The sequence below is a fragment of the Pararhizobium sp. genome, from assembly GCF_035497515.1.
GTDB lineage: Bacteria > Pseudomonadota > Alphaproteobacteria > Rhizobiales > Rhizobiaceae > Pararhizobium.
On record NZ_DATJDJ010000002.1, the window covers coordinates 1 to 13,210 of the forward strand.

The window sequence follows — 13,210 nt, forward strand, 5'->3', positions numbered from 1 at the left end:
CAATGCCGCCGTGCGTGCCGCCCAGATCAGGCGTATCGAGGAGACCAGGCGCCGCCGCAGTGCAAGCGAGGTCGCCGCGGCACTTGCCGCCCTCACCGGGGTCGCCCGCACCGGCACCGGCAATATTCTCGAGGCCGCCGTCACCGCCGCCCGCGCCCGCGCCACCGTCGGCGAGATATCGGACGCCCTGCGCACCGTCTTCGGCGATCACACCGCCGTTCCGGACGTGGTGAGCGACATCTATGGCGATGCCTACAGGGGCGAGCCAGAGCTTGAAATGCTTGTGGCACGTCTCAAGGGGGTCGCGAGGACGATCGGCCGCAAGCCGAAGATCATGGTCGCCAAGCTCGGCCAGGATGGCCATGACCGCGGTGCCAAGATCATCGCCTCGGCCTTCGGCGACATGGGCTTCGACGTACTGGCCGGCCCGCTGTTCCAGACCCCCGACGAGGCCGCCGACACCGCCCTGGCGGCCAATGTCCATGTCGTCGGCGTGTCGTCGCTGGCGGCCGGGCACAAGACGCTCCTGCCAAAACTCGTGCAGTCGCTGAAGCAAAAGGGCGGCGGCGATGTCGTCGTCGTCTGCGGCGGCGTCGTGCCGCGACAGGATTACCAGTTCCTGCTCGACAATGGCGTCGCAGCCGTCTTCGGCCCGGGCACCAATGTCATGGAAGCAGGCCGAGCCGTTCTCGATCTGCTGGAAGGACGGCTCAGGAATGAATGAACCGCGGGAACCACAATAAATCATCGTGGAGAAGTTGTGGTTCCCAAATATCGGAATTGTCGCATTCTGATGTCGTGCTCAGCTGATTCGCCCCATGTGCCGAAGTTCAGGCCGAATTGAGAGCGCAATGCTAAATGATTTAGCTATGGGGGAGCGCCATGCGGAAGCGCGACGAAGTCGAAAACTGGGCAGTCAATCGGGCACAACAAATTCTGATGCGTGAGGGGATGGATCTCGCTCTTTCGGCACGTGAGTTTGACAACGGAATGGTGCGCGCCAAGGGCAAGCAACTCGCCATGGCGATTGCCGCTTCATTGGTCGAAGCCTCCGCCGTCCGGGTGGATTGAGCGAAACGGCGGCTCGAACAGCCTGTGGGCGGCCGTTCCTGATCGCCCCCCTAAATTTGGGAGTTGCACCCGTATCGAACGGCCTTAGACTGCCGATTCAAATGAACAGATGCCTTCTCGCGAATGGGGTGAAAAATGTCATTTCTATCGGACATGGCCCTTGAACAGGGTGAAATCGAAGTCGTGTGCGGCGCACTGGAAGAATGGTGCGAAGAGACCCGCACGACGCTGGACAGCGACGATGGTCGCGATGCTGCAACTGTCATGCTGGGCCTCTACAAGACCGGCCACGAAACGAAAACGTCTATTCTCGAAGCCATGCGCCGGGTCAACGGCAGCTGATCCGACGAACAGGTGTCACACGCAATTTCCTTCGGGTGACTTGCATCGTGCAAGTGCAGACCCTACCTTGCGATTATGCAGCGCAAGAACTTTGACGAGATGAACTGCCCCATCGCCCGTACCCTCGACCGGGTCGGCGAATGGTGGAGCATTCTCATCCTGCGCGATGCGTTCTTCGGCCGCACCAAATTCGACGAGTTCCAGCGCAGCACCGGCATCGCGCCGAACATCCTGACGCGACGGCTGAAGTCGTTGGTGGAAGCCGGACTATTAGAGAAACGGGCCTACCAGGACCGCCCCGTCCGCTATGAATATCTGCTGACCGACATGGGCCGCGACCTGCAGCCCTTGCTCATCGCCCTGTCGGTGTTCGGTAATCAGCACTTCGCCGATCGCGGCATCACCATGCGGATCACCGATCTGGGCACCGGTGCTGCCGCCCAGCCCGTCTATGTCGATAGCCTAACCGGCAAACCGATCGACGCGGATACTTTCTCGCTGAAATCGATCAAGCAGGCCTGATTTCTCGTCGACAGCACGTTTGGAGGGCTGACGCGGCTTCTCTTGTCCCCGCCGGGGAGGAAGAGGGAGTTCGTGGCACGCTCTCGCTCATACTGCACCGTATTTGCTGCTTTTGCGTTCGGCAGAACGGCAAACCGACCAATTTCGCAAACCCAATCCCGCCCGAAAGGCTTCATCCTAACGGATGACTTGCACGATGATAGTTTTTGATCTAGTTACTTTCATATTGATAGTTACTAATGCGGCGCCTCTCAAATGCCGCTCTCATCGAGACAACAGATCATGCTTTCAACGACACTCTCCCGACGGCTTGAGCAGCGCGGCACTCATTATGGCTGGGTCGTCGCCGCCACCGCTTTTTTGACCATGCTGGTCACGGCCGGCACGATCGGCGCCCCATCTGTCCTGCTGCTGCCCCTGCAGAAGGAATTCGGCTGGGAGGCCTCGGAAATCTCCGCGGCCCTTGCCATGCGCTTCTTCCTGTTCGGCTTGATGGCGCCCTTTGCCGCGGCGCTGATGAATCGCTTCGGCCTGCGCCGCATGGCATTGACGGCGCTCAGCGTCATCCTGACGGGCATGACCCTGTCGCTGTTCATGCGGGAAATCTGGCAACTGATTGCCCTCTGGGGCTTCGTCATCGGCATCGGCACCGGACTGACCGCCATGGTCATGGGTGCGACGATCGCCACCCGCTGGTTCACCGCCCGGCGCGGTTTCGTCGTCGGCCTGCTCACCGCCAGCTCCGCCACCGGCCAACTGGTCTTCATGCCGGTGATCGCGGCGCTGACGGAAGCCTATGGCTGGCGCACCGCCATCATCTTCATCATCATGATGCTCGCTGTCTGCATGGTGACCATGATCCTGTTCATGCGCGATCGCCCGTCCGATCTCGGCCTGAAAGCCTATGGCCATGTCGGCGAAGACCCGCCGGTCCAGGCATCGATCTCCGGCAACTCGCCGATCGACACGCTGATCTCGGCTTCCGGGACCCGCATCTTCTGGATCCTATTCCTGTCCTTCTTCGTTTGCGGCGCCTCGACCAATGGGCTGATCCAGACCCATTTCGTCTCGCTCTGCGCCGATTATGACATGACGGCGGTCACCGCAACCGGCATCCTCGCCGTCATCGGCGTCTTCGATTTCATCGGCACTGTTGGCTCCGGCTGGCTGTCCGACCGCTACGACAATCGCTGGCTGCTGTTCTGGTACTATGGCCTGCGCGGCTTGGCCCTGCTCTGGCTACCCTTCACCGGTTTCGAATTCCTGGGCCTGTCGATTTTCGCCATCTTCTACGGTTTGGACTGGATCGCCACCGTACCGCCCACGGTGAAGCTGACAGCCCAGCATTTCGGCCGGGAAAAGGCCAACATGGTGTTCGGCTGGGTGTTCTTCGGTCACCAGATCGGCGCAGCCTTTGCGGCCTTCGGCGGCGGCTTCATCCGCGACAACTATGCCAGCTACCTGCCGGCATTGACCGTCGCCGGCATCCTCTGCCTGATGGCCGCACCGCTGGTGCTTTCGGGCGGCGCGGCGAAGATACGGCCCGCAACGGTCAGTTGACGCTGACAGGCTTGGAGCGCATGCGGGAAACCGTTTCGCGCTCCGCCCGTTTGCAGCGCATCGGCGGCAGGTTGCGGTCCATCAGATCCATATCCTCCAGCACCATATCGCCCATCTTCTTGAAGGCGCTGTCGAGCGCGCCGGCGCGGTGTGCGGACCGCAAGAAGCCTTTGAGACCGCGGACGGGATGATCGAGCGGAAGCGGCTCCTCGGGATAGACATCGCTTGCCGCCACGATATGACCGCTCGTCACCGCCGCCATCAGCGCATCGAAATCGACGACATTGGCGCGGCTGAGCAGGATGAAGGCAGCGCCCGGCCGCATCTTCGCAAAGGCATCGGCGCCGAGGAAATGCTGGTTCTCGCTGGTCACGGCCGCGACGACGAAGATGAAATCGCTCTGCGTCAGGACGTCATCGAGGCTGGCCGGCTTGACGCCGTTGTCGATGAGGATCGAGGCCGGCATCCAGGGATCGTAGACCCGCGTGTTGGTGCGAAAGCCGGTAAGGGCCCGGTTCAGCGCCTTGCCGAGATCGCCGAAACCGATAATGCCGACATCGGCGCCCGAGAGAAGCCGCGCCTTCGCATTGCCCTCCCCACCCCACAATTCCTTGCCTTCGCGGAAATCGAGATCGGCATCGACAATGCCGCGCGCGATGTTGAGCGCCATGGCAAGCCCGAGCTCGGCGACCGGCTCGGCGAAGACCTGGCCCGTCGTCACCACGTGAATGCCACGGGCGAACAGGATGTCGTAGGGCATGTTGTTGATCAGATTGCTCTCGACATTGAGGATTGAGCGCAACTGCGGCATGCGCGCCAGCGTCTCGGCGCTCAGCGGCGGCTGGCCGATGATGTAGCGCGCCTCGCCGAGGACCTCGTTGCCGAGCCCGGCAATGTCGTCCGGATCGGCTTCGACGATGCGATATTTCGAGTTCAGCTCGTCGAGCGCCTCGGGCGTGAAAATCAGATCCAGCGTGCGCGGCTCCGGCGCGCTGATGACCAAAGGTCGTTGCAAAACGGACATAATGTTCACTCCCATGCCAGGCCATGGCGGCCCGCTTCCTCGTGGAGCGAAGTTGTATTGATCATCCTGCGATTTGCAAGGATGGGATCAGTAATTGAACCCGCGCAATTGCCGTTCGATCGAAAGCGGTGAATTGCGCGACTGGAAGGTCGGGCCGTTGCCCTTGTGGCAATTGTTGACCGTCTCGTATTCCCTCCCGAAGGTCGGATGGTTTTCATGGTGGATGACGGTCTGCTCGCAGACGACGACCTTGGCCTGTTCCGCCTCTTCCGGCGTTTTCACGCCCGGCAGATCCGGATAGACCTGCGTCAGTTGCACCTGCTGCGCCGAGGCCGCAGGGGCGGTGGCAACCAAACTCGGCGCAGCAAGAACCATGGCCAGGAGAAGGGTCTTGGCGATCAGCATCTGCATTCCATTCATCGCCCCTCGCTTAGATCATCACGTACCGCCGGGCGTCAGGAGACGGTATCGCTTCCGGCAAACATGCGCTATAGCCCAACGCACTGAAGGAAACGCGGCGCCTGCCCGGTTGATGTGGGGATTTCCATGGCAAATACAATACGGGTTCACGAAGGTGATATCTCGCGTGAAGACGCGGCCCGCTACCGGGGTGCGATCGCAATCGATACCGAGACATTGGGACTTGTTCCGCGCCGTGACAGGCTCTGTGTCGTCCAGCTTTCGCCCGGCGACGGCACCGCCGATGTCATTCGCATCGGCAAGGGCCAAGCGCAGGCACCGAACCTCGTCGCCATGCTCGAAGACCCAGCACGCCAGAAAATCTTTCACTATGGACGCTTCGATATCGCCGTGCTGTTCCACACGTTCGGCGTCACGACGACGCCGGTGTTCTGTACCAAGATCGCCTCGCGGCTGACGCGGACCTATACCGACCGTCATGGTCTCAAGGACAATCTGAAGGAAATGCTGGACGTCGATATTTCCAAGCACCAGCAATCCTCCGATTGGGCGGCTGAAAAGCTCTCCCAGGCGCAGATCGAATATGCCGCCTCCGACGTGCTGCACCTGCATGCATTGCGCGATCGGCTGACAGACCGCCTGCTGCGCGACGGCCGCGCCGAGCACGCCGATGCCTGTTTCGCCTTCCTGCCGACCCGCGCCAAGCTGGACCTCATGGGCTGGGAAGAAACCGACATTTTCGCCCATAGCTGATGGCGCCGCATGAGCAGCACCATGTCGCGATCGCCTGAAAATGGCGTACGGTTAAGGTCGACTTAACGGTTGCGCCCTATCGTTGGGCCACAGCCCCGACGATCATGGACCCGTTAGACCGATGATGCTGCTCCCGACCCAACAGGCTTCCGCGACGCTTGTCACCTCGATGGTGCAATCGATTGTCGACGACATCGAGAAGCGCCGCATCGAGGAAGAGGAAAAACTCAGCGGCAAGAAGGAAGACAAGGTCGTCAAGGCGCAGGTGCGCTCCGATGATGTCACCAAGGCTGCCAATACCAAGATCAACGAGCACTTCTTCGGCGCCCTGAAGCGCGACGAAAACCCGCTGGCAACCCTGATTGCCCGCTTCACCAGCGCGGTGGGCCTGACGCAGGAGACCGGCGAGAGCAGCGACGACTTCGCCACGCGGCTACAGGATGCGCTGGTCTTCGTCCAGATGATCGGCAAGGATGCGATTTCCGCTGCTGTTCCGGAGAAGGTGTCTTTGGCGCGCTTCAATGTTTCCGCCGCCGAAATCGCGGAGATCAACGGCGGCACCGCCGAAAACCCGAGCGACATGGCACTGACACTGGCCCGCTTCGCCAAGCAGAACGGCCTGGAACAGGGCAGCGACGAAACGGACGCCGATTTCGGCGATCGCATCGGCGCTTCGCTGACCGCCTATCGCCAGACGCTGGTGAAAAGCATTCCGGCCCTCGAGAAGAAAAGCGGCCTCGCCGAACTCGGCATTACCGCGCAGCAGATGATAGAGGCCATCCGCCGGCCCTATGGCGCGCAGGCCGAAGCGATCGAGGCGATCCTCGACGACAAGGCGACGCAAGAAAAGACGCTGACCGCCGATGTCAGCAAGGTGCTGCAGCGGCTGGAAGACATTGCCGATCCGAAAACCATCGAGGAACTGAAAGCCGAACGGCTGGAAAAGGACCCGACAATAGTCGAGGACGCTGAAACCCGCAAGGAGCGGGAAGAGATGATCGACGCGCTGGAGGCTGGCGAAAAGCTGGAAGACGTGCAGGACCTGCACGAGGCCATCCAGAAAGGGAACGAGGCAGCTACGAAGAACGACGATGCTAAGGACCCCGTGACCGGCGAGACGATCGCGATCGAGGCGATCCAGGTTCTCGCCGCCGGTGCTGAAATCGCGCAGGCGCAGGCCGAAGCCCCGCAGGGAGACAACAGCAAGGCGTCGACACTATCGCAGGACGACGAAAGCACCGGCGAGGTCGAGCCGCCGAGTGACGAGGAGCAAGCGGTCATGCTGGCGCGCGCCGGACAGACGGACGAGGCTGCGCGCACCGCGGATGCCCAGAAGGATATTCTCTCGGTCACCGTCGATGAGAACGGCATCTACGACCTGCTCGTCAGGAAGGAAGCGGCCTGATCAGCCCTTGCGCCGGACGATCCCCAGCCGCGCCATCACTTCCTTCGGAATGCCATAACGCTGGACGGCATCGCGGGTCGACCGCAAGCCGCAGATTTCCCTCTGGATGAAAAAGGCCCAGACCGCATCGGCGGCATCGTCGAGCAACTGCTCGCGCCGGTCCGGCGATGTGGCGGGATCCTGGAGCGCGCAGAGCGCCGCGATCGCCTTTTCCACCTTCAACCCGTGCCGGCCGAGTGAATCCGCTCTTTCCGACATCAGTTCGTATTCGAGAAGATTGAGGCCCGTATTCTTGGCGAAGGACGGGGCGAGGGCTTGGGGCGGACGAACCGTCATGTTTTGCTCCAGCGACAATCAAGCCCAAGATGGGGTAGCCGTCGCGTCAGGACAACACCCTATTTGGCGCGGGCGCGAATTTCCTCGAAACTCCATTCTCGCAGAAGGTCACCGTTTTTCCAGATCGTCTCCAGATGATTGCGGCGATCCTTCAATTCGTCGAGGCGCGCTGCCTCGAGGCCGCCCAGCCCGCTCACCACCGCCTGGCGGCCGGCTTTCGACGCCTTGACGTTCATGGTCGCCGGACGCTTGAAGACATCGTGCCAATGCCCCGCTTCATCCTGGCGGGCATTGGTCTTCATCGCAAAGGAATAGGTATCGCGGTTGACCTTCTGCAACAGGCCGCCACCGACGCCAAAGGCGATGTTTTCGGCTGAAAAGCCGAAGGCCTCCAGCCGGCCGAGGATCTGGCTGATATCCGAATTGGACAGGCCGTCGCCCTGGATGACGCGGACGGACCTGTCGAGCACCTTGTAGCCCTTGCCGTTCAGCGTCGAGCCAAAATGATAGTCGAGTTGCTTGACGACATGCACCGGCGTTTCGATCGGGTCGCCGCTGTCGGGCCGGATGACCACCGTGCCGCCGCTGGCCTTGACCTTGTCGCGCAGCTGTCCGCCCCAGATTTCGGAAACGGCGTAGTTGATGTCGTAGCTGTCGGACACGACCGCGAACATGCCGCCGCCGGCGAAGCGATCGATCATGTTGGAATAGGCCTCCGCCTCGCGCTCGACGCCCCAGGCGGTCATGGTCGAATGTTCGGAGGCCGGGATAGAAAAACCGGCCATCTCGGCGCCGTAATAGCGCCGGGCATGGAGGATACCGGTCACCGTATCGGTTCCCATGAAATGGACGAGATGGGCAGCACCGCCGATACCGGCCTGCTCCAGGGCGCCAACACCGCGTGCGCCAAAATCGTGCAGGCGGAAGGGAAGCGCCGCCGCCGGATCGTCGCAAGTCTTTTCGAGAATCGGCCGGATGATCTCGCGGATCTTGCGGGCATTGCTGGCAACCGAGGACGGATACCAGACGGCGCGCAACAGAGCGGTCTCGATATAGGAGGTCAACCAGAAGCATTGCGGATCGGTATTCACCACCTGCACCATCGGCACGCCGCGGCGCAGCAGCGCGCCCTCCGGCAGCGCCTGGATTTCCAGCGGCAGGTAGCCGCCGAAATGCTCGACGACGCGCATCCAGCCGGCGCGATTGAAGGGCAGGCCATGGGCAAGAACGATCGCCTCGGCCTCATCGACGTCGGCGCGCGTTACCGGCTTGCCGAGATATTCCTTGAGAAACATTTGCAGGCCGAAGAACACCACGTCAGGCTGATCGTGATGGCCGCGGGTTTCGATATAGGCCGAGATGGCTTGGGTACCCGGTGGATATTGAAGGAAGTGGCTGAATTTGTAGCTGTCGGTGTTGAGGATCAGATTGGCCGCATTCATCGCATTCCCCCGAAAGCATTCCGCGCCCACCGCATGGGACGGCGGCAGCGCAGCAGCCGAGATGTACGCGACCGGCAAAAAAGCAGCAAGCGCAAAGGCACGGGCTCACGGCTCCTGTAAACCATTCTTCGCGTCGAGGTATGGTTAATATTCTGTCAATCTTTCCAGCCTAATATCGGAATATACATGCTCGGTCACCATGTTCCGCAGCAGCCTTCGCAGTCCGGTTTGGCCGTGAACGAGCCGCCTACTGCATAATTGCTTAAATCGGAGTCGATTTAAGGATAAAATTATGCAGCATATTTAAAGTGTTACAGCGACCTTTGCGCGTCATATTTGAAGCGCGGCGCTGTAGCATGCGCATGAAGCGCCTCATTCATTCAAATCATTTGCCTGACCTTGGACCTCTTCACGAACGGCGGCCGCGAACCGGACCCTGTTTCTCGATTCAACCCTGATCTGACGGAGATTGCGATGCTGATGCCCATTCTCACAGTCAAGGCGGCAGCCGCGCCGACGGCGCATGCGGCAGCGGTGGTCGAGACAGTCACCCCGAAGGACAGGATGCCGATCCTGCCGCCGATCCGGATTTCCGGCAGACAGTCGGAAGCCATGCTGAAAATCCTGGAGACGCTGAACCGCCATCTGGTCGGTAGCGAGCCCCTGCCCCGGGAAGCGCTGGTGCGGCTGCTCGACACGCTGGCGAAGGTCTTGAAATTCCCGCCGCTGCCGCAGGAAAGCCTGCGTGACTTCAGCAAGCGCCTGGCCATCTTCCTCGAAACCCTGCCGCCGGCCATGCGCCAGGCGTTGGAAAAGCAGCTGGGACAGCGCAATCTGGCCGTCTCGATCCGGATCCTGACCGAGGCGCTGAAGCTACCGTCGCTCCTCGACGCGCCGCGCCCGGAACGCGCCTTCACACTCCTGACACTCGGCCGCCCGCTGCTTGCCCAGCCCGAAATCCGGCCGGCGACGATCTCATCGATCCAGCAACAGCAAACCCAGCAGCAATCGGTTCAGCAACAACTGGGCCAGGGCAGGCCTGCGGGCCTGCAGCAAGGTCTGCCGGCGTCGCAGGTTTTTCCACATGCCGCTGCGAACTCCATTCTCGCCAGCGCGACCTTCGTCGCGGATCCCGGCATCCTGCAGGCTGTCCTGAAAAAAGCCTTTGGCGATGACGACGAGCCGGTCACTGTTTCCATGATTGCGGCGGAAGAGTATGAAACCGGGCAAGAAGCGGTCTCCGGCGTCAGCCATCAGGATAACGCCGCAAAACCGGGGACACCGCGCAGTGGTGATGCCGCCAGGATGCCGGCCAAGGCGGATGCCGATGCCATCCCGCTCTTGCGCGCCGCGGCCGCCTTTCTTGCCGCCGATCCAGAGGCCTTGTCGCAGGTTGCGGCGATCGCCGATGGGGTAGATAGCCGGGTCATGACCGGGCTGGAAGAGGAACTGGGGCTTGACATGCCCGAGCCGGTGGCGCTGCCGGAGGACGCAGACCCACCGGAGCAGATGCCACAGCGCTCCCATGAGAGCGAGAGCAAGCCGGCACCCCGTGCCGCCACTGAAACCCGAACCGAAAGAACAGCCGAGCCGATCAGGGAAAAGCAGGTCGCCCTGTTTGCGAGCGAGGTTGCCGCCGATCGGGACGCGACCCCGCCGCATAGCGACCCGCAACCGGCCACGCTTGCCATCGCCAAGCCGCTTGCGCAAACTGCCACTCGGTTGATCCAAACGCCTGCCACCATGGGCAACAAGGACGTCGCAGGCTTCACGAGCCATGATCTGGGCGAATGGGATCTTGAGCCTCGATCAGCGGCTCAGCCCCGTCTTGAGGTGGAGGAGGCGCAGCCGAACCAGTTCCAGCCCGATGACGATGAGAAGGTCTTTTTCCAAACGTTGAAAGCGCTGGTCGAAGCAAGTCTGCCTTCGCCGGCAGGTACGATCGACTGGAACGCTTCCGAAACGCTGTTTGCCGCCCTTGCCGGCGAAACGGCCGACATGGACGCGGAAATTCTCTTCGCCGACCTCGAAGCGGCCGATGATTCGGCCGCGATACCGGATACGACGCTGCTCACCGGAGACATTGCTGACTCCTCCGCGTTCGAAGCCGATACCATGAATTCACTACTCGACACGCCGGACAATGCGAACACGGCTCGCTCGACTTTCAGCCAGGCCTTGCCCATGGACGAGCCGGCGCGCGAAGCCCAGTTCCCGAGGCAACCGGACATCGGCATCGCCAGGGACGCCATCCCCTTTGCCATGATCCCCTATCTGCCGGCCAAGGCCGAAGAGCTTGGACTACGCAAGGAAGAAGACGAGGAACAGCCGACCTTTGCCGGCCATGACGAGCGCGAGCACGAGCACGAGCACGACGACAACCGCGAATCATCCAGGGATCAGGAAAACGGCTCCAACGCTGCCTCCACCATGATTGAAGAAGATGCCACGGACGAGACCGGCGACGCCTATGATCTCTATCGCCGCATGGGCGGGCTGGGTTGATCCACAACCACTCGATTTGATGACAACAAAAAACCCGCGGAAATCGCTTTCCGCGGGCTCTTTCAGTCAAGAGGCAGAGGCTTATTCGCCGCCGCGGTTCTTCAGGGCTGCGCCCAGGATGTCGCCGAGCGAAGCGCCCGAGTCGGACGAACCGAACTGTGCGACGGCTTCCTTCTCTTCAGCGATTTCCAGTGCCTTGATCGACAGCATGACCTTGCGGTCCTTCTTGGAGAAGTTGGTGACGCGGGCGTCGACAACCTGACCAACGGAGAAACGCTCCGGACGCTGTTCGTCGCGGTCACGCGACAGATCGGCACGGCGGATGAACGAGGTGAGGTCGTCGTGGTTGACGAGCTTCACTTCAATGCCACCGTCGTTGACGGCAAGCACTTCGCACGAGACAACGGCGTTCTTGCGCAGGTCGCCGGAAGCAGCGGCGTCGCCGACCGCATCCTTGCCGAGCTGCTTGATGCCGAGCGAAATGCGTTCCTTTTCGACGTCCACATCCAGAACGACAGCCTTGACGATGTCGCCCTTGTTGAACTCTTCGATGACCTGTTCGCCCGGACGGTTCCAGTCGAGGTCGGAGAGATGCACCATGCCGTCAACGTCGCCGTCGAGACCGATGAACAGGCCGAATTCGGTCTTGTTCTTGACTTCGCCTTCAACTTCCGTGCCAGCCGGATGGCTGTGCGCGAATGCCTGCCACGGATTCTCGAGCGTCTGCTTGAGGCCGAGCGAGATGCGGCGCTTGGTCGGATCGACTTCGAGAACGACAACGTCGACTTCCTGCGTCGTGGACAGGATCTTGCCGGGATGAACGTTCTTCTTGGTCCAGGACATTTCGGAGATGTGGATCAGGCCTTCGATGCCCGGCTCCAGCTCTACGAATGCACCGTAGTCGGTGATGTTGGTGACGGTACCGGAGATCTTCTTGCCGACCGGGTACTTGGCACCGATGCCATCCCACGGATCACTCTCGAGCTGCTTCATGCCGAGCGAGATGCGGTGGGTTTCCTGGTTGATGCGGATGATCTGAACCTTGACCGACTGGCCGATGTTCAGGATTTCCGACGGATGGTTGACGCGGCGCCATGCCATGTCGGTGACGTGCAGCAGGCCGTCGATGCCGCCGAGGTCAACGAACGCACCGTAATCGGTGATGTTCTTGACGACGCCATCAACAACCTGGCCTTCTTCGAGGTTCTGGACGATTTCCGAACGCTGTTCCGCACGCGATTCTTCAAGAACCGTACGGCGCGAAACGACGATGTTGCCGCGACGCTTGTCCATCTTGAGGATTTCGAAGGGCTGCGGGTTGTGCATCAGCGGGGTAACGTCGCGGATCGGGCGGATGTCGACCTGGGAGCGCGGCAGGAAGGCAACGGCACCATCCAGATCGACGGTGAAACCACCCTTGACCTGGTTGAAGATGACGCCTTCGACGCGTTCGCCGGCTTCGAACTTGACTTCGAGACGGATCCAGCTTTCCTCGCGGCGAGCCTTCTCGCGCGACAGAACGGCTTCGCCCATCGCATTCTCGATGCGCTCGACATAGACTTCGACTTCATCGCCGACCTTCAGCGTGCCGTCCTTGGCCTTGGCGCCGAATTCCTTGAGAGCGATGCGGCCTTCGACCTTCAGACCGACGTCGACGATGGCGACGTCCTTCTCGATGGCCGTAACGATACCCTTGGTGACGTAGCCTTCGGCAAGATCCTGCGTGGCAAAGGATTCCTGCAGCAGCGCGGCAAAATCGTCGCGGGTGGGGTTAGCTTCAGACATGAATACTCCTGATGCGTCCCTCATGGGGACACGGCGCCGGGGGTT

Annotated in this window: 13 protein-coding genes; 8 read left to right on the forward strand and 5 right to left on the reverse strand. The window is 61.3% G+C overall.

Features of this window, described 5'->3' with window-relative positions; all coding sequences use genetic code 11:
* From VL202_RS00055 to VL202_RS00075, 5 genes are all read left to right on the forward strand, one after another.
* Positions 1–724: methylmalonyl-CoA mutase family protein (locus VL202_RS00055; RefSeq protein ID WP_325462164.1), on the forward strand; the 724-nt coding region annotated here is incomplete at its 5' end.
* 158 nt (positions 725–882) lie between these two features.
* On the forward strand, positions 883–1,071 hold the full coding sequence (locus VL202_RS00060; RefSeq protein ID WP_325462165.1) for a hypothetical protein: 189 nt from the start codon (positions 883–885) through the stop codon (positions 1,069–1,071).
* A 135-nt stretch (positions 1,072–1,206) separates the two neighbouring features.
* Positions 1,207–1,413 carry a hypothetical protein gene (locus tag VL202_RS00065; protein ID WP_325462166.1) on the forward strand — a complete coding sequence of 69 codons (207 nt, stop codon included), beginning with the start codon at positions 1,207–1,209 and terminating at the stop codon, positions 1,411–1,413.
* 99 nt (positions 1,414–1,512) lie between these two features.
* Positions 1,513–1,935: a helix-turn-helix domain-containing protein gene (locus VL202_RS00070; protein WP_325462167.1), complete on the forward strand. Its 423-nt coding sequence runs from the start codon at positions 1,513–1,515 to the stop codon at positions 1,933–1,935.
* 282 nt (positions 1,936–2,217) lie between these two features.
* A complete protein-coding gene (locus tag VL202_RS00075) occupies positions 2,218–3,495 on the forward strand; it encodes an MFS transporter (RefSeq protein ID WP_325462168.1) in 1,278 nt (425 codons plus the stop codon).
* Here VL202_RS00075 and VL202_RS00080 read toward each other — a convergent pair.
* Positions 3,488–4,519, reverse strand: a complete 1,032-nt coding sequence (locus tag VL202_RS00080; protein ID WP_325462169.1) for a hydroxyacid dehydrogenase — start codon at positions 4,517–4,519, stop codon at positions 3,488–3,490. The genes VL202_RS00075 and VL202_RS00080 overlap by 8 nt on opposite strands.
* An 87-nt stretch (positions 4,520–4,606) precedes the next feature.
* On the reverse strand, positions 4,607–4,939 hold the full coding sequence (locus VL202_RS00085) for a hypothetical protein (protein WP_325462170.1): 333 nt from the start codon (positions 4,937–4,939) through the stop codon (positions 4,607–4,609).
* A 126-nt stretch (positions 4,940–5,065) separates the two neighbouring features.
* On the opposite strand from VL202_RS00085, the gene VL202_RS00090 reads away from it, so the two are divergent.
* Together VL202_RS00090 and VL202_RS00095 are read left to right on the forward strand one after the other, a co-directional pair.
* On the forward strand, positions 5,066–5,692 hold the full coding sequence (locus tag VL202_RS00090) for a ribonuclease D (RefSeq protein ID WP_325462171.1): 627 nt from the start codon (positions 5,066–5,068) through the stop codon (positions 5,690–5,692).
* Between the two features lie 121 nt (positions 5,693–5,813).
* On the forward strand, positions 5,814–7,097 hold the full coding sequence (locus VL202_RS00095) for a hypothetical protein (RefSeq protein WP_325462172.1): 1,284 nt from the start codon (positions 5,814–5,816) through the stop codon (positions 7,095–7,097).
* On the opposite strand, the gene VL202_RS00100 is transcribed toward VL202_RS00095, so the two are convergent.
* Together VL202_RS00100 and VL202_RS00105 are read right to left on the reverse strand one after the other, a co-directional pair.
* Entirely contained in the window at positions 7,098–7,433 is a 336-nt protein-coding gene (locus VL202_RS00100) for a DUF6665 family protein (protein ID WP_325462173.1), read from the reverse strand.
* A gap of 59 nt (positions 7,434–7,492) precedes the next feature.
* On the reverse strand, positions 7,493–8,875 hold the full coding sequence (locus VL202_RS00105) for a nicotinate phosphoribosyltransferase (RefSeq protein WP_325462174.1): 1,383 nt from the start codon (positions 8,873–8,875) through the stop codon (positions 7,493–7,495).
* A gap of 480 nt (positions 8,876–9,355) precedes the next feature.
* Between VL202_RS00105 and VL202_RS00110 the strand changes: the two genes are divergently transcribed.
* Entirely contained in the window at positions 9,356–11,380 is a 2,025-nt protein-coding gene (locus VL202_RS00110) for a hypothetical protein (protein WP_325462175.1), read from the forward strand.
* Positions 11,381–11,461: 81 nt separating this feature from the next.
* Here VL202_RS00110 and rpsA read toward each other — a convergent pair whose 3' ends face one another.
* The gene (rpsA, locus tag VL202_RS00115; RefSeq protein WP_325462176.1) at positions 11,462–13,165 is read right to left on the reverse strand and encodes a 30S ribosomal protein S1; all 1,704 of its coding nucleotides are present in this window, start codon (positions 13,163–13,165) and stop codon (positions 11,462–11,464) included.
* Positions 13,166–13,210: the final 45 nt, after the last annotated feature.

Excerpts from the sequence above, each read along its gene's own strand:
- VL202_RS00060 (WP_325462165.1), top strand. The coding sequence starts at position 883 with ATGCGGAAGCGCGACGAAGTCGAAAACTGGGCAGTCAATCGGGCACAA.
- VL202_RS00065 (WP_325462166.1), top strand. The coding sequence starts at position 1,207 with ATGTCATTTCTATCGGACATGGCCCTTGAACAGGGTGAAATCGAAGTC.
- VL202_RS00070 (WP_325462167.1), top strand. The coding sequence starts at position 1,513 with ATGAACTGCCCCATCGCCCGTACCCTCGACCGGGTCGGCGAATGGTGG.
- VL202_RS00075 (WP_325462168.1), top strand. The coding sequence starts at position 2,218 with ATGCTTTCAACGACACTCTCCCGACGGCTTGAGCAGCGCGGCACTCAT.
- VL202_RS00080 (WP_325462169.1), bottom strand. The coding sequence starts at position 4,519 with ATGTCCGTTTTGCAACGACCTTTGGTCATCAGCGCGCCGGAGCCGCGC.
- VL202_RS00085 (WP_325462170.1), bottom strand. The coding sequence starts at position 4,939 with ATGAATGGAATGCAGATGCTGATCGCCAAGACCCTTCTCCTGGCCATG.
- VL202_RS00090 (WP_325462171.1), top strand. The coding sequence starts at position 5,066 with ATGGCAAATACAATACGGGTTCACGAAGGTGATATCTCGCGTGAAGAC.
- VL202_RS00095 (WP_325462172.1), top strand. The coding sequence starts at position 5,814 with ATGATGCTGCTCCCGACCCAACAGGCTTCCGCGACGCTTGTCACCTCG.
- VL202_RS00100 (WP_325462173.1), bottom strand. The coding sequence starts at position 7,433 with ATGACGGTTCGTCCGCCCCAAGCCCTCGCCCCGTCCTTCGCCAAGAAT.
- VL202_RS00105 (WP_325462174.1), bottom strand. The coding sequence starts at position 8,875 with ATGAATGCGGCCAATCTGATCCTCAACACCGACAGCTACAAATTCAGC.
- VL202_RS00110 (WP_325462175.1), top strand. The coding sequence starts at position 9,356 with ATGCCCATTCTCACAGTCAAGGCGGCAGCCGCGCCGACGGCGCATGCG.
- rpsA (WP_325462176.1), bottom strand. The coding sequence starts at position 13,165 with ATGTCTGAAGCTAACCCCACCCGCGACGATTTTGCCGCGCTGCTGCAG.